This is a genomic window from Stenotrophomonas indicatrix (assembly GCF_002750975.1).
GTDB classification, from domain to species: domain Bacteria; phylum Pseudomonadota; class Gammaproteobacteria; order Xanthomonadales; family Xanthomonadaceae; genus Stenotrophomonas; species Stenotrophomonas indicatrix.
Window position 1 is genome coordinate 2001878 of the sequence record NZ_PEJS01000001.1, and the last position, 23702, is coordinate 2025579.

Consider the following 23702-nt stretch of genomic DNA (forward strand, 5'->3'; position numbering starts at 1 on the left):
CATGCGCCGCACCTGGGTCAACGTAATCGGCAACCAGCTGGTATGGCTGTGCGCCGTTGCCGGAGCCGGCCGCGGCTGGCAATGGCCGGCCCTGCTGTCGGCCACACTCTATGTCGGCAGCCAGTTGCTTGCCTCGACGCGGCCACGCCTGGAGCTGCGCCTGCTGTTGCTCGCGCTGGGGTGTGCCTGGCTGGTGGATGGCAGCGCTGCAGCCAGCGGTGCTGTGCAGTATGCCGCCGCACCGCTTGGATGGGTGCCGCCACCGTGGATTTTCGCGCTGTGGGCGGCCTTTGCGATGACGCTGACGGCGTCGATGGCGTTCCTGCAGCGGCACTGGATGCTGCCGGTGGCCCTGGGCCTGCTGGCGCCGCTGGCGTATCTGTCCGCGGCGCGGGGTTTCCAGGCCGTACATTTCACCGCCCCGGCCTGGCTGGGCGTGGCAACACTGGCGCAGGGCTGGTGCGTGGCACTGTCGCTGCTGTGCGCCGTCGCCCGTCGCGGAACGCCCAGCAATCGTGACACCCCATTGATCGGAGCAGCCTGATGAGCATTCTGTGGTGGGTACTGCTGTACGCCGTGCTGATCATGGCCTGGGGTTGGACCTGGCAGCGCAGGCACCGCAACATCGGCATCGTCGATGTCCTGTGGGCAAAGGGCGTGGCGGCAGGCGCGCTGCTGCTTGCATGGCTGGGCGATGGCGCGCTGCAGCCACGCATCGCGCTGGCCGTGCTCGGTGGCCTGTGGGGAAGTCGTCTCGCCCTGCATCTGTGGCGCCGCGTACGCAGCGAGGAAGAAGACGGTCGCTACCGCTATCTGCGCGAACACTGGCACGGCCACCAGGGCAGGATCTTCGGCTTCTTCATGGCGCAGGCGCTGTTGGTGGTGCTGTTTGCGCTGCCGTTCACGGCCGTGGCCGGCAATCCCCACAGTGACATGCCTGGCTGGATCGCAGCGGCGGTCGTCGTGTGGCTGCTCAGCGTGGGCGGCGAAGCACTGGCCGACCGTCAGCTGGCACGCTTCCGTGCCGTCCCGGCGAACAGGGGCCGGACCTGCCGCCAAGGACTGTGGCGGTACACGCGCCATCCCAATTACTTCTTCGAGTGGCTGCACTGGTTCACCTATGTACTGCTGGCAGCCGGCTCACCCTTGTGGTGGCTGGCCTGGTCCGGGCCGGTGCTGATGTACGTGTTCCTGCGCTACCTCAGTGGCGTTCCCTTCACCGAGAAACAGGCGCTGCGCAGTCGAGGCGATGACTATCGCGACTACCAGCGCAGTACCCCGATGTTCTTCCCCTGGTTTCCGCGCAGCCCCAAGGAGTGATCCCGATGAACAGCACCCCGTCCCTTGCTCCGGTTGCCGATACGGAAGCCGGCCTTACCGGTTGGGCCGAGCGTGGCTGGCTGCCCGATGCGGCGCTGCGCGCGGGCATACGCCGCCTGTGTGCGCAACGCCTGGCCGAGGAGTCGAGCGGCAGCATGGAGGAGCAGGCGCAGCGCTTCAGCCGCCGTATCGCCGAGCTCACTGGCAGCCCACTGGCACTGCACGTGGATGCGGCCAACCGCCAGCATTACGAGGTGCCTGCCGCCTTCTTCCAGGGCTGCCTGGGGCATCGCCTGAAGTACAGCAGCTGCTACTACCGCACCGGCCGCGAGACGCTGGACCAGGCCGAGGATGCGATGCTGGAGCTGTACGGGCAGCGCGCCGGATTGGCCGACGGCCAGGGCATTCTTGAGCTGGGCTGCGGCTGGGGCTCGCTGACGCTGTGGATGGCCGAGCGCTACCCGAACGCGCGCATCACCGCCGTGTCCAACTCGCACAGCCAGCGCAGCCATATCCTGGCGCAGTGCGAGGCGCGCGGGTTCGGCAACGTCGAGGTACTCACCCGGGACGTCAACCAGCTGGACCTGCCTGCCGCTGCGTTTGATCGCTGCGTGTCGGTGGAGATGTTCGAGCATGTCCGCAACTACGACCGCCTGCTGGGCCGCATTGCCCGCTGGCTGAAGCCGGACGGTGCGCTGTTCGTGCACATTTTCGCCCATCGCACGCTGATGTATCCGTTCGAGACCGAGGGCGACGACAACTGGATGGGCCGGCATTTCTTCACCGGCGGCCTGATGCCGGCAGCGGACACGCTGCTGCACTTCCAGCGCGACCTGGTGCTGGACCAGCGCTGGCTGCTGGACGGCACGCACTACCAGCGCACGGCCAACCATTGGCTGGCCAACCAGGATGCTGCCCGTGAACAGCTGCTGCCGGTGCTGGCACAGACCTATGGCGACGGAGCGGCGGCACGCATCTGGTGGCAGCGCTGGCGCATGTTCTGGATGGCCTGCGCCGAATTGTTCGGCTACGACGACGGCCAGCAATGGCTGGTCGCCCACTACCTGTTCCGCCCGCGTTGAAGGAGACCGCCCTCATGCGTATCGCATCGCTGTTCCCGCTGCTGGCCGTTGCCCTGTTCGGCGCAGGCTGCAGCAGCCACGACACCCGCCCCATCCCGCTGCCTCCGAAGGTGGACGTGCCGCGCTTCATGGGCGACTGGTATGTCATCGCCCATATTCCGTCCCGACCCGAGCGCGAGGCCTTCGACGCGGTGGAAAGCTACGCGCTGCAGGCCGATGGCCGCATCCAGACCACTTTCACCTATCGCAAGGGCAGCTTCCAGTCGCCACAGAAGTCGATGCACCCGGTGGGCCGTGTGGAAAAACATGGCAATGGTGCGGTCTGGGGCATGCAGTTCATCTGGCCCATCCAGGCCGAATACCTGATTGCCTGGCTGGATGAGGGCTACACCCAGACCATCGTGGCCCGCAGCAAGCGTGACTACGTGTGGTACATGGCGCGCACGCCGCAGGTGAGCGAGGCGGACTACCAGCAGGCGGTCGCCCGCATCAAGGCAATGGGATACGACACCGGCAAGCTGCGCCGGGTGCCGCAGTCGGTGCGCTGAGCCCGCGCGAAGCGATGCTGCAGAACAGAATGATGCAAGCGCCGAATCGGCCGTTGCCCCATGAATGGGGGAATATAGGGCTGCCCGCCCTTTCACGGATTATCAATCCTGCTTTATGTGATTAATATCACTTAAAGACATTTACTCCCATGCAATAAAGGCGGCGAAGATTCACCGGCCTCCGGCCACAGGGAGCGTGCCATGCAGGATGTCTCGCCGCATCAGTGCAAGGTTGTATCCGAACGGAAATGGTCTCTCAGCACGTTCATGGAGTTCTATGAGCGCGTACTGAGCCAGCGCATTTTCGGTCCCTACGGAAAGCTGTTGGCCGAGGAGATCGCTGGCGACATCCGGGCCGGTTTCAACGCGTCCGACGTCCTGGAGGTCGCCTGCGGCACCGGGGTCATCACCGCGAACCTTTACCAGCACCTGAGCAGGCCGCTGGGCCTACGGTTGGTCGCCACCGATCTTTCAGCGATCGCCGTGAACGTGGCACGCAGCGTGCTGAGCGATGAGGTGCAGCGCAACGTGCCCCTCCTTGCCGATGTGGACATGGCGGAGCTGCCCTTCGCCGACGCCAGCTTCGACGTCATCGTCTGCGGGTTCGGCCTGATGTTCCCGCCGGACAAGGCGCGCGTCGCCCGCGAGTTCAGGCGCGTGCTCCGCCCTGGCGGACGGGTCTACGCCACGGCATTCCACTACAACCAGCTGTTCGAGCTGGCCCGCGAACAGTCCCGGCAGCACTTCGGCATGCCCTCCCGGCTGATGGATGCAGCCCTGAGCCTGACCGACCCGTCGCCCATCACACGCGCGTTCGCGATCGAAGGACTTTCCCCGCAAGAGGGCGAGATGGCTGAACTGCGGCCCCTCGCGTTTGCCATGGGCGACGCCGATGTGCGCGAGTTCCTGTTCAACGCCTGCATCCTTCTGGAGGAGTTCAACCAGTGCGACGCCCCCAGCAGGGAGCGCTATCTGGACGCGATGCTGGATGCCGTCCATGCAGCAGTGCCAGACCAGCGTTACCAGGTGGAAGCCTGGTTGCTGCGCGGCTGTGTGGATGCTGCACACACCCCTGCGCAGGCCGCCCTCCGGGCACCGGATTTCTCACCCCTGCTGGCGTTCCACCTGCCGCTGCAGCAGGATGCGCGCGCGATGCGCGGCTTCGAAAGCGCTCGCGCACGGTTCCTCGCCGACCACCCCGATTATCCCCATGATCAGGTCGAGGCCATGCGCCAGCAGGAATATGCGCGGCTGGATGAGCAACAGGTGACCTATCTGGATCACGTGGGCGGAACATTGCCGCCCGACAGCCTGCTTGAGCAGGATTACCAGGCACTCAAGCGGACGATTCTCGGCAATCCGCACAGCGGATCGAAAGCATCCCAGGACGCACTTCATAGGGCGTGTGAGCAGATCCACGCCTTCTTCGGAACCACGCCGGAGGAGTACGAGATACTGTTCACCGCCAATGCCAGCAGCGCAATCCGTTTGGTGGCCGAGTCATTCCCGTTCCAGGCCGGGTCGCAGGCACTGCTGACCAAGGACAATCACACCTCGGTACACGGCTTGCGCGAGTACGCCACGGCGAAGGGCGCACAGGTGAAGTACATTCCGCTGGATGACGAGCTGCTGTTGCATGAAGGGCTGATGTGGCGCGCGTTGCAGCGGCTGCAGCCCGGCGCCCCGCATCTGCTCGCCTTTCCCGCGCAATCCAATGCGACCGGCGCCCGGCACGATCTGGCCTGGATCGAGCGGGCCCAGGCGCATGGCGCGACGGTGCTGTGTGACGCGGCGGCCCTGGTGCCGCAATACCGGCTTGACTGCTCCCGTCATCACCCCGATTTCGTGGTGGCATCGTTCTACAAGATCTTCGGTTACCCCACCGGCGCCGGTTGCCTGCTCGCCCGGCGGGCCGCACTCGACCTGCTGAAACCGCCGTCGTTTGCCGGTGGTGGCGTGTGCTACTACTCCGGGCCATGGTCACCCACCGATCGCCTGCTGTACCGCGATGCGGGCCAGCGATTCGAAGTCGGCACGCCCAACTACGCCGCCTTCCCCGCCATCGCCAGAGGCTTTGAATTCGTGGCCGCGCTTGGCGGAGTGGAAGCGGTCGCGTTGCGCTCGCGTGCGTTGGCCGAGTGGCTGCAGGCGCAGCTGTCATCGCTTCGCCACCACATCGGCGGCGCGTTGCCGCTGTGCCAGATCTATGGCCCGCCCGCTGCGCAGCGGGGCGCGACGCTGATGCTGAACTTCTTCGACTGCTATGGCTCCATCCTGCCGCACGCCCGCGTCAAGCGCGCCGCAGACCGGTTCGGCATCACCCTGCGCAATGGCTGCTTCTGCAACCTGGGCGCCGTCCAGCAGGCGACCTACGCTACCGCAGGCGCCGAGCACTGTGAACTGGACAAGACCGGGAAGATTCTCGACTGCACCACATTCGACGAGAAGATCCTGGAGAAGGGTGATTGCGGTGCGGTCAGGATTTCGTTCGGGCTGGGATCGAATTTCACCGATGCCTATCGCTTCCTGCTGTTCGCCACCTGCCTGCTGGACACAGATGCTTCAGGCCTGGAATGTGTGATGGAGCAATCATCGGCACCGGCTCCGGAACCCCGGGTTGCCAGCACTGTGCAGGCTTGATCCGCTGCGGGGCCGTGCCCAGGCCGGACTGTCGCATTGGGGCGATGGGCTCCGGAACGGGTGCCGCTGATCGGCCAGGCCTGATCAACCGCAGCCTGGCCTGTGACGTGAGATGAATGGGGGTCCACCCAGCCGCTAGCCGCATGCAGCCTGCCTCCTCTATAGTCAGCCGAGCACGACAGGCGTGGTGCCTGTCCGGCAACTACAGGGAGTGGGTCATGGGTCTGGTACAAGCGGTGAAGGGTGCAGTCGGCGGTGTGCTGGCCGACCAGTGGAAGGACTTCTACACCGTGCCGACCGGCCTGCCATCCACGGCAGCCCTGTTCGCGGCGGTGCCGCAGGGCACCAATGCCGGGCGCGGTTCGAACACCAGCGGCTCCTCCAACATCATCAGCAACGGTTCGAAGATCGTCGTGCCCGAGGGCTACGGCCTGCTGCTGTTCCAGGATGGCGCGATCACTGCCTTCGTGGCCGAGCCGGGTGGCTACGAATGGCGCTCGGACGATCTGAACTCGCAGTCGATCTTCGCCGGCGACGGCCTGGTCAGCACCTTCATCAAGCAGAGCTGGGAGCGCTTCAAGTTCGGCGGCCAGCCGGGCTCGCAGCAGGCCGCCTTCTTTGTTTCGCTGAAGGAACTGCCGGACAACCGCTTCGGCACCCAGTCGGAAATCTACTGGGACGACGGTTTCCTCAACACCCAGGTCGGCGCGGTCACCCGTGGTTCGTACACGCTGAAGATCGTCGACCCGATCCTGTTCGTGAAGAACTTCGTTCCGGCCAGCTACCTGCGGCCGGGCCAGGTGTTCGACTTCACCGACCTGGACAATGCTGCTGCCAGCCAGCTGTTCAATGAAGTGGTGGGTTCGCTGGCGCCGGCGTTCAGCCTGTACACCAACGATCCGGGCAAGGGCAACCGCATCACCAAGCTGCAGCAGGATTCGCTGGGCTTTGCGCAGAGCCTGTCGGCCGCCGTCGAACAGGGCTACCAGTGGAAGTCCGATCGTGGCCTGGCCATCGTCAAGACCGCCATCGTCTCGATCGAGTACGACGCCAACACCCGCGAGCTGCTGAAGACCGTGCAGCGCGCCGATGCGCTGTCCGGCTCGCGTGGCAATTCCAACCTGCAGGCCAGCGTCGCCCAGGGCATCCAGTCCGCCGGTGAGAACGGCGGTGCCGCCGGGCTTGTCGGCGTGGGCATGGCATCGGGCATGTTCGGCGCGGGCAACCTGCAGCAGCCGGCAACCCCGGCCGCCCCTGCCGCCGACGATCCGGTGGCCAAGCTGAAGAAGGCCAAGGAAATGCTCGACCTGGGCCTGATCACCCAGACCGACTACGACGCGCTGAAGGCCAAGGCGCTGGGACTGTAAGAAGACGCAGGACGCGCAACCACCATGTCCGATCCCAGAAACACGCCTCCGCCGCTGCCCGGTTCCGCTTCAGCACCCCCGCCCCTGCCGGCGGCGGTGCTGGACGGCCCCGGTTCGCCGCAGGATGTTCCTCCCTTGCCCGGCAGCTTCCCGCTGGATACTTCCAGGCTGCCTGAGGCCATCCGCAACGAAGTCGAGGCGCCCGACCCGGTCGCCATCGACACCGCTGCGGCCGAACTGAAAGACGGCCTCAACCGCTGCCCCAGGTGCGGCGCCACCGACATACGGCCCAAGCTGGGCACCGACATCCTGGTCTGCCTGTACTGCCGTCACCAATGGCATGGCGCGCGGGTGGAGGAGGAATTCGGGCTGGGCGAAGCCATCGACCAGCTGCGTGGCACCGTCATTGCATCGGGCGCACGCGATATCGATGCCGACACCTCCGCACTGATGACCTTCAAGTGCACCGGTTGCGGCGCCGAAGTCACGGTCAACACCGAAAGCACGATGACGGCGCGCTGCCACTGGTGCCGGCATGTGTTCGGCGTGAACGAACAGATCGCCAACGGCGCGGTGCCCGACGCCGTGCTGCCGTTCCATATCAAGAAGGAGGATGCGGTCGCGCGCATCCGCCAGTTCGTCGACAAGCGCCGGATGTTCGCGCTCAAGGCGTTCAAGGAACAGTTCACCCCGGAGAACGTGGTGGGCGTGTACCTGCCCTACATGATCGTCGACGGCAATGTCAGCGCAGCGGTGGCTGGCAAGGGTGAGATCAAGACCCGCGAATACACCCGTGGCACCGAGAAGAACAAGCAGACCTACTACGACGCGGATATCTACCAGGTGGAACGCCAGGTCGATTTCACCGTGGACGACCTGCCGCTGGAATCCTCTGCCGAGCGCGGCAACCTGGACACGCGCGCCAACACCAACAACATCATCAACACGATTCTGCCGTTCGACACCAAGAACGCGGTGAAGTGGAACGCCTCGTACCTGGCAGGGTTCACTTCGGAAAAGCGCAACCTGGACGTCGAAAAGCTGCGGCCGCGCCTGGAAGACCAGCTGCTGTCGATCGCCCGCGCGCAGGTGGAAGGCACGGTGCGCCGTTACGACCGTGGCGTGCGCTGGGAACAGGAGCAACTGGAAGTGCACGGCACCCGCTGGGTGGCCATGTACCTGCCGGTGTGGCTGTATTCGTACCACCAGCCCGGCAAGAACGGCGGCATGCTGCACTACATCGCCGTGAACGGCCGGACCGGTGAAACCATGGGCAGCGTGCCGGTGCAGCAGTGGAAGATGCTGCTGGCGGCGCTGACCGCAGGTACGATCATCGAAGCCCTCGCAATTGCCTTCCTGGTGGCCAGCACATGAGTGATGACAGTGGTCTTTGGTTGTTGGCCGCAGGCCCGGCCGGCGCAACTGCGCTGTACTGGGCGCTGTACCGCTTCTACCGCAATACCGACAAATCGCATTCGTTCGAGCACGAGACCGAGATCGATGCCAAGCCGGTGACCGGCTCGGATCGCCGGGTCGATTCGATCTCGGGCACGCAGGAAAAGCGGATCCGCGGCGACAACGTGTATGAGTATCGAAAGCGGGTGGCGCGGGTGAGCAACGGAGACGATTGAACGCTCCGCCAGCGCTTCGGGGGCTGGGACCATCCCAGCCTTCGAAGCAAACCGGAACGTCAGGTGGCCGTACGTCCCGATGCCCCTCGATTCAGTCCGGCGCCACCTCTCCGTTGATCTGCTGCATCACTGAGCGCTTGCCGTCACTGGCAGCCATCGCTCGCACCAGGTTGCGCAGCAGCCGCAGGTCCTGCTGCCGGCCAAGCTCGTCGCTGAGCCGATGCAGCGCCTTGTAACGATGCCCCGAGGCGTGCAGCGACCTGCTGTGCGGCACGTGCAGCTGCAGGTCGCAGGCGATATCCAGTTGCATGCGCAGCCTGCGCACGCGTCGTCGCCAGCGGTGGACCGCCGCGGCACCGCCGTCGCGTTTCGCCCGTGCGGCAGCCTTGTCCACGCGGCGCCAGCTGCGCTCAAGATTCTGGCGCAGCGGGCCACGCCGCAGCTGATGCCAGGGTTGGACCGCCAACTGCTGCTGCACCGCTACCAGGACACGCAGGCGACGTGCAAACCCCGGGTCACGCTGCAGGGTCGCCTGCAGCAGCCCCTCACGACGCAGGACCAGCATCCGGATGACGCCGGTCCATCGCGGATCGGCAACCCGCACCTGCAGTTGCCGGGCGACCTCGACCACCACATGCGCATCGCGAAGGCGGGACAGGCCATCACCCAGGCGCTTCAATCCCAGGTCGGCAGCCTCGACGTCCAGCGCTGCGTGCTGCAGCAGCGCCAACAGGGACCGCAATCGGCGGATGGCCTTGCGCGCGGAGTGGATGGCCGGGTGCGGGTCGGATGCCGACGACAACGCCGCAGCGATCGCGGCACACTCATGCAGCGCTCTCTGGCGAAAGGCCTCGCCGGCTTCTGCTGCGGACATCGGTGTTCCCTGCCGGGATGGGAGCCGCAGTGTAGCCTGCTCCCCGTCGGGCACCGGCACCACGCAGCCGTGACGCGGCGCTGCCTAGACTTGCGCCCCTTCGCCCGTGCTGACCCCGCCACGCTGGCGCAGCACCCCTCCTCCCGCTCGAGATCAACGTGACGTCCCTGCCCTCATTTGCCACCCGCGACAGCCGGGCCACCGACAGCGTCAACATGGCACTGGCCGCCGGGGCCATCGTCGGCACCTGGTTCTGGGACGTCCAGGCCGACCAGCTCACGGTCGATGAAGCCCTGGCCCGCGCCTTCGGCCTGGACCCGGCAATGGCGCAGCGGAAACTGCACCTGCAGGACGTACTGGGCGCCGTGCATCCCGATGACCTGCCCGCGCTGTCGGCGGCGATTGAGCAGACCGTGCAGACGGGCGGGCGCTTTGCCCACCAGTACCGCGCGCGCGCCACCGATGGCAGCTATCACTGGCTGGAAAGCATCGGCAGGGTCGATCTGGATGCCCAGGGCCGCGCGCTGGGTTTCCCGGGCGTGCTGATCGACATCGATGAGCGCCTGCGCGTCGAGGCCGAGCGCGACCAGGCGCAGGCGCTGCTGCGCTCGTTCGTGGAGGCTGCACCGGGCGTGATGTATGCCAAGGATCGGCAAGGCCGGCTGCTGATCGGCAACCACGGCACCACCGAGCTGATCGGCCTGCCGCCGGGGGAATATATCGGGCGCACCGATGCCGAGCTGTTGGGCGACCCCGCCCAGGCGGCGTCGGTGATGGCGACCGACGAGCGCATCATGTCCAGCGGCAGCAGCGAGCAGCTGGAGGAGGAAGTGAGCTTCCCCGATGGTCGCCGGGCCTGGTGGCTGTCGACCAAATCGCCGCTGCGCGACGCCGATGGCGCTGTGATCGGCCTGGTCGGTACGTCGCTGGACATCACCGACCGCAAGGCCGCCGAAGCCGAGCGTCGCGATATCGAAGAGCGCTACCGGCTGGCCGCACAGGCCACCAACGATGCCATCTGGGATTGGCGCATCGCCGATGGCCAGGTGATCTGGAACGAAGCGCTGGCCAGCCTGTTCGGCCACACGGAAAAGAACACGACCGCGCAATGGTGGCTGCAGCACATCCACCCCGATGACCGCGCGCGCATCGATCACGGCATCCACGCCGTGATCGACGGGAACGGCAGCGGCTGGACGGACGAGTACCGTTTCCAGCGCGCGGATGGCAGTTATGCGTCGGTGCTGGATCGCGGAACGGTCCTGCGCGACGCCGATGGCACCCCCCTGCGGATGATCGGGGCCATGCTGGATCTCTCCGGGCGGAAGGCCGCCGAAGCGGCGCTGGCCGACAGCGAAGAGCGCCTGCGGCTGGCCACCGAAGCAGGCGAGCAAGGGTTCTGGGACGTGGACATGGTGCAGGACGTGCTGATCTGGCCGGCGCGCACCAAGGCCATGTTCGGCATCTCCGCCGGTGCTTCGGTGACCATGGACGACTTCCGTGCCGGGCTGCACCCGGACGACCGCGCGGCAACCCTGGCCGCGTTCGCCGCCGCCTGCGATCCCGAGCGGCGCGAGACCTATGACGTGGAGTACCGCACCGTCGGCAAGGAGGATGGCATCGTCCGCTGGGTCGCCGCCAAGGGCCGCGGCATCTTCGAGTTCGGCAGGTGCGTGCGCGTGCTGGGCGTGGCCATCGACATCACCGCGCGGAAGGCCGCCGACGCGCGCCTGCAGGAGCTGAACGGGCAGCTGGAGGCACGTGTTCGGGCCGAAGTCGCCGAGCGCCTGCGGGTGGAAGAGGCGCTTCGGCAAAGCCGCAAGATGGAGGCGGTCGGCCAGCTGACCGGTGGTATCGCCCACGACTTCAACAACATGCTGGCGACGGTGATCGGGCCGCTCGACCTGCTGGCGCTGCGCCTCGGCGACAGCGACGCGCGCGCCAGCCGGTACATTGAAATGGCCCTTGATGGCGCGCAGCGCGCCGCCCAGCTGACCCAGCGCCTGCTTGCGTTCTCGCGCCAGCAACCGCTGCAGCCGGTGGCGATGGATGCCAACCGCCTGGTGGCCGGCATGACCGACCTGCTGGTGCATTCCCTTGGCAGCAGCATCATCCTTGAAACCGCACTCGGCGCGGGCCTGTGGTGGACCCATGCCGACGCCAACCAGCTGGAGAACGTGGTCCTGAACCTGGCGGTCAACGCGCGCGATGCGATGCCCTCCGGCGGCCGATTGAAGATCGAGACCCGCAACCAGCGCGTCGACCTCGACACCGCATCGGCGCATGCGGGCGTGCCTGCAGGCGACTACGTCGTGATCGCGGTGACCGACGACGGCAACGGGATGACGCCGGAGGTGATGGCGCGCGCGTTCGATCCGTTCTTCACCACCAAGCAGGTCGGCCAGGGCACCGGGCTCGGGCTGTCGCAGGTGTATGGCTTCGTCCAGCAATCGGCCGGGCATGTGAAACTCGATTCCGCGCCCGGCAAAGGGACGCGGGTACAGGTCTACCTGCCGCGGCTGCTGGCCGACGTCGACATGCCCGCTGCCGCATCGGATGACGATGCGCCGGCCCTGCACGGTGGGCGCGAGCACATTCTCGTCGTGGACGATGATGCGGCCGTCCGCGCGTTCTCGGTCGATGCCCTCACTGAACTCGGCTATCGGGTACTGGCCGCAGATGGCGCCGCCAGCGCCTTGGCGCTGCTGCAGGCCCATCCAGAGGTCGCGCTGTTGTTTACCGACGTGGTGATGCCCGAGGTCAATGGACGGCAGCTGGCCGAGCAGGCACGTGCGCGCCATCCGCAGCTGAAGGTGCTGTTCGCCACCGGCAACAGCCGCAACGCGCTGGTCGACAACAACGTGCTGGATGCGCAGGTTCACTTGATCGGCAAACCGTTCACCATCGGCGAACTGGCCTCGCGGGTAAGGATCGCGCTGGCCGGCGATGGCTGAAGGCCGCCACGCAGGTTGCGCCGCAGCCGGCAGCGGATGAATGCGCGACCGGGTCATGCTTCACCGCATGCCTACCGCGGCACCGCCATGCTGTCCCGGCATTGAATCCGCCAGCCAGCCTGCCGCAGCCAGCGAGGAGCCACGATGAGCCCACCGTCACACCTTCCCCTTTCGCGCCGGGAACTGCTGAAGTTGAGCGCGGGATCGGCCACCACCATGGCCCTGCCTGCAGTGGTCGCTGCGGCGGAGCCGGACCGGACAGGTGCACGGGCACCGGAACTGATGCAGGTGGACTTCGAGGTGAACGGAACAGCGCGATCGCTGCGGCTGGACACCCGCGTCACCCTGCTCGACGCCCTGCGTGAGCACCTGCACCTGACCGGCAGCAAGAAGGGCTGCGACCACGGCCAGTGCGGTGCCTGCACGGTGCTGGTGGACGGCCGGCGCATCAATGCCTGCCTGACGCTGGCGGTGATGCACCAGGGCGCGAAGATCACCACCATCGAAGGCCTCGGCACGCCAGACCGGCTGCACGCGATGCAGGCGGCCTTCGTCAAGCATGACGGTTTCCAGTGCGGCTACTGCACCCCGGGGCAGATCTGCTCGGCCGTCGCCGTGCTGCAGGAAATCAAGGCCGGCATACCGAGCCACGTCAGCGCAGCGTTGGACGCGCCCAGCGCCTTCACCGCCGAAGAACTGCGCGAGCGCATGAGCGGCAACATCTGCCGGTGCGGCGCCTATTCCAACATCATCGAGGCCATCCAGGACGTCGGGGAGGCCAGCGCATGAGAGCTTTCAGCTACGAGCGCGCCCGGTCTCCCGCCGAGGCGGCAGCGGCAGCGGCGCGTACCCAGGGCGCTCGGTTCATTGCCGGCGGCACCAACCTGCTGGACCTGATGAAGCTGGAGATCGAGACGCCCGCCCACCTGATCGACGTCAACGGGCTGGATCTGGACACCATCGAGCCCACCAGCGAGGGAGGCCTGCGCGTCGGCGCGCTGGTACGCAATACCGATCTGGCGGCCGACCGGCGCATCCGGCGCGACTATGCGGTGCTGACCCGCGCACTGGTGTCCGGCGCATCGGGTCAACTGCGCAACAAGGCCACCACCGCCGGCAACCTGCTGCAACGCACACGCTGCCCCTATTTCTACGACACCGCACAGCCCTGCAACAAGCGGCTGCCCGGCAGTGGCTGCGGCGCGCGCGAAGGTTTCAGCCGGCAATTGGCCGTGATCGGTGCCAGCGAGCACTGCATCGCCACCCACCCCAGCGACATGGCGGTGGCGATGATGGCGCTGGATGCATCGGTGGAGACCGTCCGCGCCGACGGATCGCGCCGGAACATCGCGCTGGACGCCCTGTATCGCGCTCCTGGCCGTACGCCGCATATCGACACCATGCTGGACAAGGGCGAGCTGATCGCCGCCGTGATCCTGCCGCCGCCCCCGGGGGGCGTGCACGTGTACCGCAAGGTACGCGACCGCGCATCGTATGCGTTCGCCCTGGTGTCGGTGGCGGCGATCCTGCGGCCCGATGGCAGCGGCCGGATCGCCCTTGGCGGTGTCGCGCACAAGCCGTGGCACAGCGCTGCGGCCGATGCGGCCCTGCCGCAGGGCGCCGCCGCCGTGATGTCGGTGCTGCTGCAGGGTGCTGCGCCCACCGCACAGAACGCCTTCAAACTGGCGCTGGCCGAACGCACATTGGCTTCCATCCTGCAGGACGTGAGGGCCGAGGCATGAAATTCGACACCCCCGCAGGTCGCAATCCGATCGATGCGCAGACCGTCGTCGGCAAGCCGCACGATCGCATCGACGGCCCGCTGAAGGTCACCGGCAAGGCCACCTACGCACACGAATGGCATGACGCCACGCCTTCCGCCCCCGCCTATGGCGTCGTGGTCGGCGCGGGGATTGCCACCGGCACCGTGACCCGCATGGAGCTGGAGGCGGCGCGGCGCTCGCCCGGCGTTCTGGCCATCGTCACCGCCGACACCGCCGGGCCGCTGCATCCGGTCAAGCGCAACGCGGCGCCGCTGCTGGGTGGTCCGAAGGTGCACCACTATCACCAGGCACTGGCGGTGGTGGTGGCCGAAACGTTCGAACAGGCCCGCGCTGCGGCCGGACAGATCCGCATCCGCTATGCCCCGCAGCGCGGCCACTTCGATCTGGCCGACGCCAAGCAGGCAGGCGCTTCCCTGCAGACGCCGGAGCCCGATGCGCGCGTCGGCGATTTCGAGAAGGCCTTCAGCCAGGCGGCGGTTACGCTCGATGCGACCTACCACACCCCGGACCAGTCGCACGCAATGATGGAGCCGCACGCGACGATGGCCGCCTGGGAAGGCGACCAGCTGACGGTGTGGACCTCCAACCAGATGATCGACTGGGGCCGCACCGATCTGGCCCGCACCCTGGGCATCGCCAAGGACAAGGTGCGGCTGGTGTCGCCCTACATCGGCGGCGGCTTTGGCGGAAAGCTGTTCCTGCGCTCCGATGCACTGCTGGCCGCGCTCGCCGCACGCGCTGCCAAGCGGCCGGTGAAAGTGGCCCTGCAGCGGCCGCTGATCGCCAACAACACCACGCACCGCCCGGCCACGCTGCAGCGCATCCGGCTGGGCGCAACGCCGGAAGGAAGCCTGACCGCCATCGGCCACGAATCATGGTCGGGCAACCTGCCAGGCGGCTCGCCGGAGGAAGCGGTGCAGCAGACCCGCTTGCTGTATGCGGGGCCCAACCGCTTGGCCGCATTGCGCCTGGCCACCCTCGACCTGCCCGAAGGCAATGCCATGCGCGCGCCGGGCGAAACGCCGGGACTGATGGCGCTGGAAATCGCCATGGACGAAATGGCCATCAAACTCGGCCTGGATCCGATCGAATTCCGTATCCGCAACGACACCCAGGTCGACCCGTCCAATCCCGAGCGCCCCTTTTCACAGCGGCAGCTGGTGCAGTGCCTGCGCACGGGCGCCGAACGATTCGGCTGGCAGCGGCGCAGCGCCACCCCGGGCGCCGTGCGCGATGGACGCTGGCTGGTCGGCATGGGCGTGGCAGCAGGCTTCCGCAACAACCTGGTGATGAAATCCGGCGCACGCGTGCGCCTGGCCGCTGATGGCCAGGTCACCGTGGAAACCGACATGACCGACATCGGCACCGGCAGCTACACCATCATCGGCCAGACGGCCGCGGAAATGCTCGGCGTTCCGTTGCAGCAGGTCACGGTCAAGCTGGGCGATTCCCGTTATCCCATGGCTGCCGGGTCCGGTGGCCAGTGGGGCGCCAACAGCTCCACCGCAGGCGTCTACGCCGCATGCATGGCACTGCGTACGAAGGTCGCGCAGGCGCTGGGAATGGACCCGGCGGCAGCGCAGTTCGAAGCCGGCAAGGTGACCGCAGGGGGCCGCAGCCGCGCCCTTGCCGATGCCGCTCAGGCCGGCGAGCTGGTGGCCGAAGACAGCATCGAGTTCGACACGCTGCAGGAGAAGTACCAGCAGTCGACCTTCGCCGCGCATTTCGTCGAGGTGGGCGTGGATGTGGCCTCGGGCGAAAGCCGGATCCGCCGCATGCTGGCCGTGTGCGCAGCCGGCCGCATCCTCAACCCGAAGACCGCGCGCAGCCAGGTGATCGGCGCGATGACAATGGGCATCGGCGCAGCGCTGTCGGAGGAACTGGTGGTGGATCGGCGGCTGGGGTTCTTCGTCAATCACGACCTGGCCGGCTACGAAGTACCCGTACATGCCGACGTGCCGCACCAGGAGGTGGTGTTCCTTGATGAAAGCGATGCGGTGTCGTCGCCGATGAAGGCCAAGGGCGTTGGCGAGCTGGGCCTCTGCGGCGTAAGCGCGGCAGTGGCCAACGCGGTGTACAACGCGACCGGAATCCGCGTGCGCGACTATCCACTGACCCTGGACAAGCTGCTCGCCGGCCTGCCGGACATCGCATGACCAGTGCGCTCCACCCTGCCCCGCTGGATCTGGACGGCGGCAACCCGCGCCCGGTGCTGCAGGCCGCCGCCGACGCGGCGCGAGCCGGCTGCGCGGCTGCGTTGGCAGTGGTGCTGCAGACGGAAGGGTCCAGCTACAGCCGCGCGGGCACCTGTGCGCTGTTCGAACCGGGTCGACAGGTGGGCTGGCTGAGCGGCGGCTGCCTGGAACCGGAGCTGGCGCGACAGGCCGCCAACGCGGTGGATGCCGGGCGCATCGCATGGATGGAGATCGACAACCGCGACGACGCTGCGCTGTTCTCCGGCAATGCCACCGGATGCCGGGGTCGCCAGTGGCTGGCACTGCTTCCGTTGCCGCAGCTCGGCGGCATCGAACAGCTTCTCGATGCGTGGCTGCAAGGGCCGCACACGCTGCATCTGGCACTGCAGGCTGACGGACGGCTGGACGCCCGCTGCGCCGGCTTCACCTTCACCCGCACGGTGCCCCCTGCCGCCCCGCAGCCGCTGGACGGCAGCCACCGCTGGCGGCTGCAGTGGCACCGGTCGCCTGTCGTGCACGTGCACGGAGCAGGCCCGGAGGCGGCGCTTCTGCTGCCCCTGCTGGACCATCTGGGCTGGTGCGCGCATGTCGAAGAACCGAGACTCCGCTGGCGCGAGCATCTGCCCCTTACCGCTGGTTCGTATTGTTCTTCCGCTGCCGCCGGCGTGGCCGATGCCGCACTCGTGATGCATCACAATTTCGAGCTCGACCGTGACGCGCTCGAACGGCTGGCAGGCTTGCGCGTACCCTTCATCGGGCTGTTGGGGCCACGCCGTCGCAAGGACGATCTTTTCAGCGTGCTGAATACCCACACGCGCCGCGCGCTGGAGCCGCGCCTGCGCTCACCGATCGGCCTGGCCCTGGGCGGTCGTGGTCCCGAAGCGATTGCCTTGAGCATCGCCGCGCAGCTGCAGGCGTGGCGGCACGGAACGCCCTTGGCCACGCCATGACCGGGCATGCGGCCGTGGTGCTCGCAGCCGGGTGCAGCCAGCGCCTGGGGCAGCCCAAGCAGCTGCTGCGCGCGGGCGGAGAGGCGCTGTTGCGACGGAGCGTGCGGCTGGCGCTGGAAACATCGCCGGACACGCTGGTGGTGGTACTGCCCCAGCACCCCCACTTCGAAGAAGAACTGCACGGCCTGCCGGCGCAGCGGCTGCGCAATCCCAACCCTGGGCTCGGCATCGGCGGCAGCCTGTCGCTGGCCGCTCCCCACGTGCACAGCGCCGCCAGGGTGCTGGTGATGATCTGCGATCAACCGACGCTGCGCGTGGAGCACCTGCACGCACTGCTGGGCGCGGCAGCCGCCGCACCGTCCGGCTGCGCGGCCACGGTACTGGGCGACACCATCGGCGTGCCGGCGGTGGTGCCGGGCAGCTGGTTTGCCGGCACAGGACCGCAACCTGCAGACGGGGGATTTGGCCGGCGGCTGCGGCAGACCGAAGGCATTGCGCGCTGCTCCGGCGCCGGGCTGGAATGCGATATCGATACCCCCGAGGACCTGCGCCGGGCGCGCGCGCTCGGCTGGCTGGATCCTGCGTCCGCCTGAGGGCGGCGGCAGTTGAACTGGCCAGACCGCGCTGCGCGGGCGCTCGGCATACACGCTGCGCGGACGCTCCGCCGCGCAGGATGGTGCGCCCGCTACCTGCCAGCATTCCCGCACATGGCCGCACCCTCAGGCTCCCGCCTTGTCATCTACGCCGCGCTGGCCGGCAACCTCGCCATCGCCGTTGCCAAGTTCATCGCCGCCGGCCTGTCCGGCAGCTCCGCGATGCTCAGCGAAGGCGTGCATTCGCTGGTCGATACCCTCAACGAGGTGCTGCTGCTGTACGGTCTGCGCCGTGCCGAAAAGGCCCCCGACACCCTGCACCCGTTCGGCTACGGTCGCGAGCTGTACTTCTGGAGCTTCATCGTCGCCCTGCTGGTCTTTGCCGCCGGCGCCGGTGTGTCGGCCTATGAGGGCATCCAGCACATCCGCCGGCCGGAACCGGCCACCAACCACGCCATCAGCTACAGCGTGCTGGGTATCTCCATCCTGTTCGAAGGCGCCTCCTGGTGGGTTGCACTGCGCGAGTTCCGGCGCAGCAAGGGCACGCTGGGCTATTTCGAGGCGTTCCGCCGCAGCAAGGACCCCTCCACCTTCACCGTACTGCTGGAGGACAGTGCCGCCCTGCTCGGCCTCGGCTTTGCCCTGGTCGGGTTGCTGGCCGCGCAGCTGCTGGAAATGCCGATACTGGATGGGGTCGCCTCGTTGTGCATTGCCGGCGTGCTGGCGCTGACCGCATTCCTGCTGGCGCGGGAAACCAAGGGCCTGCTGGTAGGCGAACCTGCGCACCCGGCCGTTGCCCAACGCATCATGGCGGTGGCCGTGACCGATCCGGACCTGCGCCGTGCCAATGGCGTGACCACCATGCAGATGGGCCCGGAGCAGGTGGTGGCCATGCTCAGTGCCGAATTCGAGGACGACCGCACCACCCCGCAGATCGAAGCCTGCATCACCCGCATCGAGGGTGCGGTGAAGCAGGAGTTCCCGGAACTGGTGGCGCTGTTCGTGAAACCGCAGACGCCGGAAGTCTTCGCCAGGCGGCGCGCGGCGCTGGCTGACCCGGAGTGAATCAATGGCGGCGGCTTCACCCGCTGCACGCCACACTGGAGCAGGCTTGGGAAGCGAGCACTGCCGCAACATGATGGATTGGCTGCCGGATACCTGGATACCGATACCCCGCACCTTCTACCGGCGCCCGTCGACGGTGGTAGCACCGGACCTGCTCAACAAGCTGCTGGTGCGCAGCGACGGCCGTGCAGCGCGTATCGTCGAAGTCGAAGCCTACGCCGGCAGTGAGGATCCGGCTGCCCATTCGTATCGTGGCAGGACCGCACGCAACGCCAGCATGTTTGGCGAGGCCGGGCACCTGTATGTGTATTTCACCTACGGCATGCACTGGGGCAGCAATGTGGTCTGCGGCGAGGTCGGCGAGGGTGTTGCGGTACTGCTGCGCGCGGCAGAGCCGGTTGCCGGACAGGAACGGATGTACCCGCTGCGGCCAGCTGCCCGCCACGATCACGACCTCGCCAGCGGTCCCGGCAAACTGTCGCAGGCGTTCGGCCTGGACCGGCGCGTTGATGGCGCCGATCTGGTCACCGCCAGCCACGGCATCACCCTCGTGGATGACGGCACGCGGCCCCCCGATGATCCGGTGGTAGGCCCACGCATCGGCATCACCCGGGCAGTGGATTTTCCTTGGCGCTGGCATGTTCGCGATCATCGTCACGTTTCAGTGCGCCCTGCCCGTGCCTCAACGCGAAGGAGCCCCCGATGACACCTCTCGACAAACCGCTGCGCCGTGAACTGACCATCGCCGGCCAGGCCTATACGCTGACCCTGGACCCGAGCGGACTGAAGCTGGTCGAGAAGGGACGGCGGAAGGGCCTGGAGCTGCGCTGGGAAGACCTCGTCTCCGGGGACGCCGCGTTGGCCAGCGCCCTGCAGGCGTCCCTGCAACAGCCATGAGCGGGCGCATCACGACGGCGTCACTGCCGTACGCAGGGCGCTAACAGACCGGGTACTAGCGTGGACAGCCATGGATGAGGCCACCCGACTTCGCGAAATCGAACGGCTGGGCGTGCTCGATACGCCGCCCGAGCCGGTGTTCGATGCCATCGTCGCCGCCGCGCGCGCCGCCACCGGCATGCCCATCGGCCTGGTCTCCATCGTTGCCGAACAACGGCAATGGTTCAAATCCAGCATCGGCCTGGGCGATGTCAGCGAAACGCCGCGCTCCATCTCGTTCTGTACCTACGCCATCGAACAGGACGCGCTGCTGGAGATTCCGGATGCGCGGCAGGATCCGCGCTTCGCCCACAACCCGTTGGTCACCGCCGGGCCAAGGGTGCGCCACTATGCCGGCATCCCTTTGGCCACTGCCCATGGCGCGCGCATCGGCACGCTGTGCCTGCTCGACACCCTGCCTGGCGTGCTGTCACCGTCGCAACGTGAGCTGATGGTCCATCTTGGCCGGGTTACCACCCAGGTGCTGGAGCAGCGCAGTGCGCTGTTGCGGCAGATCGACCAGGCACAGGCGCTGCATCGCGATCTCAAGCGCAGCGAGGACTTCCTGGAACGTACCAACACTGCCGCCAAGGTCGGCGGCTGGGAGCTGGAGCTGGCCACCCGCGAAGTGCGCTGGACGCGCGAGACCAAGCAGATCCACGGCGTGCGTTCCAGCTACCAGCCGACATTCGAATCGGCCTTGTCGTTCTATCGTCCGGACAGCCGCAGCATCATCCAGGCGGCGGTGCAGCGCTGCACCGAACAGGGCACGCCCTGGGAAGTGCAGCTGCCGATGACCACCGCCGATGGCCGCAGCATCTGGACCCGCGTGGTGGGCACCCGGCAACAGGTGGAGGGCCTGCCACGGCTGGTCGGTGCCATCCAGGACATCACCGAAGAACGCGCGGTGGTGGACGCGCTGGAAGCCAGCGAGGTGCGTTATCGCCGTCTCTTCCACTACAGCCTGGGCCTGATCTGCACGCACACGCTGGACGGCACCGTGACATCGGTGAATCCGGCAGCCGTGCAGTCGCTGGGCTACCCGGAAAGCGAGATGGTTGGCCGCAGCCTGTGCGACCTGATGCCGCCGGAAAAGCGCGAGGCGTTCAAGGCCTACCTGCGGCGCATCGAAGCCAACCATACCGACGCAGGCGTGATCGAACTGCTCGCCGCCGATGGCACCCGCCGCTACTGGGCCTACAACAACGTACTGGACACCGAGACCCATCCCCCGTTTGTGCTCGGCCACGCCCAGGACGTGACCGCGCTGCGCCTGCAGGAAGAGCGCTTGCGCGAACTGTCGCTGAAGGATCCGCTGACCCAGTGCCACAACCGCCGGTACCTGCATCGGCTCGACGACGTCGCCTCACGGTCGTGGGTCTGCCTGGTGTTCGACCTGGATCACTTCAAACAGGTCAACGACACCCTGGGGCACCGTCGTGGCGACACGGTGCTGGTCGAGTTCGCCGACTTCCTGCGCGCGCCGCTGCAGGCCAATGAGGCGGCAGTGCGGTTGGGCGGCGACGAGTTCCTGGTGGCGCTGATCGAACCGGCGGCCGGGCGGCTGGCTGCGCTGGAAGCCTGGTATGCGGGCAACGCCGCGCGTGCTCCCACCGCGTTCTCGATGGGCGCCGCCGTCAACGTCCCCGGCGAACCCGTGGCGGAAACCATCCACAAGGCCGACAGCCGGCTGTATCGCACGCGGGCCCGGGTACGTCGCGAGATGCGTCCGCCGGGCAGCGCCGACTAGCGGGTAACGGTGACCCACGCAGGCGCATGATCGCTGGCCTTCTCCTGCAGCCGCACCCAACGATCGACACCCGCATCCTGAAGCCCTTTGGCCAGCACCGGGTTCAGCAGCAGATGATCAATGCGCAGGCCGCGATCGCGTTCGGCGTGCTGGCGGAAATAGTCCCAGAAGGTGTAGATGCGCTGGTCGCCATGCACCGTGCGCAGGGCGTCGGTCCACCCCTGCGCCAGCAGCCGCTGGAAGGCATCGCGGACCTCCGGCTGCATGAGCGCATCGCGCCGCCACGAGGCCGGGTCGTACACATCCTCATCGTCTGGAATGACATTGAAATCCCCCAGCAGCAGTGCCGGGTGCGGAAGATCGACCAGGGTACGCGCATGGCGGATCAGCCGCTGCATCCATCGCAGCTTGTAGTCGAACTTCGGCCCCGGATGAGGATTACCGTTGGGCAGGTACAGCGCCGCAACCACAACGCCATGCACGGCAGCTTCCAGATACCGGCTCTGCGTATCGGCCGGTTCGCCGGGCAGGTGGCGCCGGCTTTCGATCGGCAAGGCATCGCGGGCCAGTATCGCCACCCCGTTCCAGCGCGCCTCACCCAGCCACAGTGCGCCATACCCTGCCCGCTCCAGCGCGTCGACCGGAAAGGCGGCATCGACCGCCTTCAGCTCCTGCAGTGCCACCACGTCGGGCGCTTCACGCTGCAACCAGGACAGCAGATGCGGCAAGCGCGTGCCGATGCCATTGACGTTGAACGTGGCAATGCGCAGTGTCTTGCGGCGAGCCATTGCGGAAGTACCCGAGCGGCGGGTCTGCAGTATTGGCGAGGCGGCATGCAGGCAGCGTGGAGGACGCCGCACGCAGGATCACGGCGTTGCCGGGCCCGTCCCTGGCAGGAAGTTCGCCATCCGCTCCAGCTCGTCCTCCAGCGCATTGCTGAATGCCACGTCCCTTGGTGCGCTGCCGTCGACATAACCGAAGCTGGGCTGCAGCTGCCCATCCTTCGCCGCGACATTGGCCCAGCCGATCACCTGGTCGCGCCACAACAGCGGCAGCGCGTAGTAGCCGAAGCGACGCTTGGCCGCCGGGGTGTAGGCCTCGAACCGGTACACCCAGCCCCAGAGCAGTTCGAACCGTCGCCGATCCCAGGCCACCGGATCGAACGGTGCGAGCAGCCGCACCTGTTCATCGGCCTGGTATCTCCGCGAACGGGGGTTCTCGTCGGCCGGCCAGTACCAGGTGGTTCCATCGATGCTGCAGCCCGCCAGCTGCTCGCGCGCCAACCGCAGTGCCTGCTGGATCTCCTCCGCCAGATGCGGTGCGCCGTAGCCCAGCAGCCGCGCCAGATAGGTGAGGCTCGCCGAAGGCAACGGCGCGTACTTGCGCACCACCAGATCGATCAGTGCGGTGGCACGCTGCAGGCGTGCGGCCTTGCCGCCATCGGCCGGGGCATGTGCCGCAACCGCATAGATGCGGGTACCGCTGTCACGACGATGGATGCGCAGCATGCCGCGATAGTGCATGCCATCCAGCAGGTGGGTGCTGGCATTGCTGGTGCCGCCCCAGTAGTTGGTCACCCGGCCATGCGCGAACGCCTGGTCGACTTCGCGCGGATGCACCGCACCCCGCTCCTGCACGAACGCCAGCACGTCGGCCGCCTTGCGCCGCGTGCTCGCGTCCCATGGCCTGCGGGACACCCGGGGATGCATCAGGGACAGGTGTTCACGCGGCAGGAAGCCGTAGTTGACCAGGAAGTCTTCCTCGATCGGCAGTCGGCTGTAGCGGCGCTCCAGATCCCCGGCCCGGTAGCCCTTCACCCGGTGCCGCAGGGTCAGGTCCTGGGCGCGTGCGGGCGCACGGATGGGGTCGGCCTGCACGAAGCCCAGCCGACGGATCGCTGTCAGCAACGTGGTAGGCGTGAACAGCGTGCGGGCTACGGCGTAGCGGCGCAGATCATCGAGGGTCGGCGAGGTCGGCATGGGCCGATTGTAGGACTGCCGGCCGCCCCGCTGC

21 protein-coding genes are annotated in these 23702 nt (G+C 67.3%); 18 read left to right on the top strand and 3 right to left on the bottom strand.

The window, feature by feature from the left end; translation table 11 throughout:
- The first annotated feature begins 1 nt into the window (after nt 1).
- The 8 genes from CR918_RS09285 to CR918_RS09320 all read left to right on the top strand — a co-directional run bounded on the left by CR918_RS09285 (nt 2) and on the right by CR918_RS09320 (nt 8588).
- On the top strand, nt 2-544 hold the full coding sequence (locus tag CR918_RS09285) for a DUF2878 domain-containing protein (RefSeq protein WP_099844312.1): 543 nt from the start codon (nt 2-4) through the stop codon (nt 542-544).
- The gene (locus CR918_RS09290; RefSeq protein WP_099842551.1) at nt 544-1320 is read left to right on the top strand and encodes a DUF1295 domain-containing protein; all 777 of its coding nucleotides are present in this window, start codon (nt 544-546) and stop codon (nt 1318-1320) included. Before CR918_RS09285 ends, CR918_RS09290 begins: the two co-directional genes overlap by 1 nt.
- A 5-nt stretch (nt 1321-1325) precedes the next feature.
- On the top strand, nt 1326-2402 hold the full coding sequence (locus tag CR918_RS09295; RefSeq protein WP_099842552.1) for an SAM-dependent methyltransferase: 1077 nt from the start codon (nt 1326-1328) through the stop codon (nt 2400-2402).
- 14 nt (nt 2403-2416) lie between these two features.
- Entirely contained in the window at nt 2417-2950 is a 534-nt protein-coding gene (locus tag CR918_RS09300; RefSeq protein WP_033831173.1) for a lipocalin family protein, read from the top strand.
- 201 nt (nt 2951-3151) lie between these two features.
- Nucleotides 3152-5590 carry an aminotransferase class V-fold PLP-dependent enzyme gene (locus CR918_RS09305; RefSeq protein WP_099842553.1) on the top strand — a complete coding sequence of 813 codons (2439 nt, stop codon included), beginning with the start codon at nt 3152-3154 and terminating at the stop codon, nt 5588-5590.
- Nucleotides 5591-5808: 218 nt separating this feature from the next.
- Nucleotides 5809-6957: an SPFH domain-containing protein gene (locus tag CR918_RS09310; protein WP_025874463.1), complete on the top strand. Its 1149-nt coding sequence runs from the start codon at nt 5809-5811 to the stop codon at nt 6955-6957.
- A gap of 24 nt (nt 6958-6981) precedes the next feature.
- Entirely contained in the window at nt 6982-8331 is a 1350-nt protein-coding gene (locus CR918_RS09315; RefSeq protein WP_033831177.1) for a membrane protein, read from the top strand.
- A complete protein-coding gene (locus CR918_RS09320) occupies nt 8328-8588 on the top strand; it encodes a hypothetical protein (protein WP_033831178.1) in 261 nt (86 codons plus the stop codon). Before CR918_RS09315 ends, CR918_RS09320 begins: the two co-directional genes overlap by 4 nt.
- Before the next feature lie 91 nt (nt 8589-8679).
- Here the strand turns inward: CR918_RS09320 and CR918_RS09325 are convergent, their stop codons facing one another.
- Nucleotides 8680-9462 (bottom strand): CHAD domain-containing protein, encoded by a 783-nt coding sequence (locus CR918_RS09325; protein WP_099842554.1) that lies wholly within the window; start codon nt 9460-9462, stop codon nt 8680-8682.
- Nucleotides 9463-9620: 158 nt separating this feature from the next.
- Here CR918_RS09325 and CR918_RS09330 point away from each other — a divergent pair, with 158 nt between their 5' ends.
- From CR918_RS09330 to CR918_RS09375, 10 genes are all read left to right on the top strand, one after another.
- Nucleotides 9621-12416: a PAS domain-containing hybrid sensor histidine kinase/response regulator gene (locus CR918_RS09330; RefSeq protein ID WP_243379041.1), complete on the top strand. Its 2796-nt coding sequence runs from the start codon at nt 9621-9623 to the stop codon at nt 12414-12416.
- Nucleotides 12417-12560: 144 nt separating this feature from the next.
- On the top strand, nt 12561-13205 hold the full coding sequence (gene paoA / locus CR918_RS09335) for an aldehyde dehydrogenase iron-sulfur subunit PaoA (protein WP_032974655.1): 645 nt from the start codon (nt 12561-12563) through the stop codon (nt 13203-13205).
- The gene (locus CR918_RS09340; protein WP_033831181.1) at nt 13202-14158 is read left to right on the top strand and encodes an FAD binding domain-containing protein; all 957 of its coding nucleotides are present in this window, start codon (nt 13202-13204) and stop codon (nt 14156-14158) included. The genes paoA and CR918_RS09340 overlap by 4 nt, the downstream gene beginning before the upstream one ends.
- Nucleotides 14155-16356, top strand: a complete 2202-nt coding sequence (gene paoC, locus CR918_RS09345) for an aldehyde oxidoreductase molybdenum-binding subunit PaoC (RefSeq protein WP_099842555.1) — start codon at nt 14155-14157, stop codon at nt 16354-16356. The genes CR918_RS09340 and paoC overlap by 4 nt, the downstream gene beginning before the upstream one ends.
- Nucleotides 16353-17345 (top strand): XdhC family protein, encoded by a 993-nt coding sequence (locus CR918_RS09350; protein WP_099842556.1) that lies wholly within the window; start codon nt 16353-16355, stop codon nt 17343-17345. The genes paoC and CR918_RS09350 overlap by 4 nt, the downstream gene beginning before the upstream one ends.
- On the top strand, nt 17342-17938 hold the full coding sequence (locus CR918_RS09355) for a nucleotidyltransferase family protein (RefSeq protein WP_099842557.1): 597 nt from the start codon (nt 17342-17344) through the stop codon (nt 17936-17938). The genes CR918_RS09350 and CR918_RS09355 overlap by 4 nt, the downstream gene beginning before the upstream one ends.
- 114 nt (nt 17939-18052) lie before the next feature.
- Nucleotides 18053-19003, top strand: coding sequence for a cation diffusion facilitator family transporter (locus tag CR918_RS09360; protein ID WP_099842558.1), 951 nt, complete (start codon nt 18053-18055; stop codon nt 19001-19003).
- 70 nt (nt 19004-19073) lie between these two features.
- Nucleotides 19074-19709, top strand: a complete 636-nt coding sequence (locus CR918_RS09365; protein WP_033831185.1) for a DNA-3-methyladenine glycosylase — start codon at nt 19074-19076, stop codon at nt 19707-19709.
- Entirely contained in the window at nt 19706-19900 is a 195-nt protein-coding gene (locus CR918_RS09370) for a hypothetical protein (protein ID WP_025874451.1), read from the top strand. The genes CR918_RS09365 and CR918_RS09370 overlap by 4 nt, the downstream gene beginning before the upstream one ends.
- A gap of 70 nt (nt 19901-19970) precedes the next feature.
- On the top strand, nt 19971-21689 hold the full coding sequence (locus tag CR918_RS09375; RefSeq protein WP_099842559.1) for a sensor domain-containing diguanylate cyclase: 1719 nt from the start codon (nt 19971-19973) through the stop codon (nt 21687-21689).
- Here the strand turns inward: CR918_RS09375 and xth are convergent.
- Nucleotides 21686-22477, bottom strand: coding sequence for an exodeoxyribonuclease III (gene xth, locus CR918_RS09380; RefSeq protein WP_099842560.1), 792 nt, complete (start codon nt 22475-22477; stop codon nt 21686-21688). The two genes, CR918_RS09375 and xth, sit on opposite strands and share 4 nt — an antisense overlap.
- A gap of 78 nt (nt 22478-22555) precedes the next feature.
- Nucleotides 22556-23668 (bottom strand): DNA glycosylase AlkZ-like family protein, encoded by a 1113-nt coding sequence (locus tag CR918_RS09385; RefSeq protein ID WP_099842561.1) that lies wholly within the window; start codon nt 23666-23668, stop codon nt 22556-22558.
- Between the last annotated feature and the right edge of the window lie 34 nt (nt 23669-23702).

Coding starts and splice junctions, on each gene's coding strand:
- CR918_RS09285 (WP_099844312.1), top strand. CDS start 2: ATGCGCCGCACCTGGGTCAACGTAATCGGCAACCAGCTGGTATGGCTG.
- CR918_RS09290 (WP_099842551.1), top strand. CDS start 544: ATGAGCATTCTGTGGTGGGTACTGCTGTACGCCGTGCTGATCATGGCC.
- CR918_RS09295 (WP_099842552.1), top strand. CDS start 1,326: ATGAACAGCACCCCGTCCCTTGCTCCGGTTGCCGATACGGAAGCCGGC.
- CR918_RS09300 (WP_033831173.1), top strand. CDS start 2,417: ATGCGTATCGCATCGCTGTTCCCGCTGCTGGCCGTTGCCCTGTTCGGC.
- CR918_RS09305 (WP_099842553.1), top strand. CDS start 3,152: ATGCAGGATGTCTCGCCGCATCAGTGCAAGGTTGTATCCGAACGGAAA.
- CR918_RS09310 (WP_025874463.1), top strand. CDS start 5,809: ATGGGTCTGGTACAAGCGGTGAAGGGTGCAGTCGGCGGTGTGCTGGCC.
- CR918_RS09315 (WP_033831177.1), top strand. CDS start 6,982: ATGTCCGATCCCAGAAACACGCCTCCGCCGCTGCCCGGTTCCGCTTCA.
- CR918_RS09320 (WP_033831178.1), top strand. CDS start 8,328: ATGAGTGATGACAGTGGTCTTTGGTTGTTGGCCGCAGGCCCGGCCGGC.
- CR918_RS09325 (WP_099842554.1), bottom strand. CDS start 9,462: ATGTCCGCAGCAGAAGCCGGCGAGGCCTTTCGCCAGAGAGCGCTGCAT.
- paoA (WP_032974655.1), top strand. CDS start 12,561: ATGAGCCCACCGTCACACCTTCCCCTTTCGCGCCGGGAACTGCTGAAG.
- CR918_RS09340 (WP_033831181.1), top strand. CDS start 13,202: ATGAGAGCTTTCAGCTACGAGCGCGCCCGGTCTCCCGCCGAGGCGGCA.
- paoC (WP_099842555.1), top strand. CDS start 14,155: ATGAAATTCGACACCCCCGCAGGTCGCAATCCGATCGATGCGCAGACC.
- CR918_RS09350 (WP_099842556.1), top strand. CDS start 16,353: ATGACCAGTGCGCTCCACCCTGCCCCGCTGGATCTGGACGGCGGCAAC.
- CR918_RS09355 (WP_099842557.1), top strand. CDS start 17,342: ATGACCGGGCATGCGGCCGTGGTGCTCGCAGCCGGGTGCAGCCAGCGC.
- CR918_RS09360 (WP_099842558.1), top strand. CDS start 18,053: ATGGCCGCACCCTCAGGCTCCCGCCTTGTCATCTACGCCGCGCTGGCC.
- CR918_RS09365 (WP_033831185.1), top strand. CDS start 19,074: ATGATGGATTGGCTGCCGGATACCTGGATACCGATACCCCGCACCTTC.
- CR918_RS09370 (WP_025874451.1), top strand. CDS start 19,706: ATGACACCTCTCGACAAACCGCTGCGCCGTGAACTGACCATCGCCGGC.
- CR918_RS09375 (WP_099842559.1), top strand. CDS start 19,971: ATGGATGAGGCCACCCGACTTCGCGAAATCGAACGGCTGGGCGTGCTC.
- xth (WP_099842560.1), bottom strand. CDS start 22,477: ATGGCTCGCCGCAAGACACTGCGCATTGCCACGTTCAACGTCAATGGC.
- CR918_RS09385 (WP_099842561.1), bottom strand. CDS start 23,668: ATGCCGACCTCGCCGACCCTCGATGATCTGCGCCGCTACGCCGTAGCC.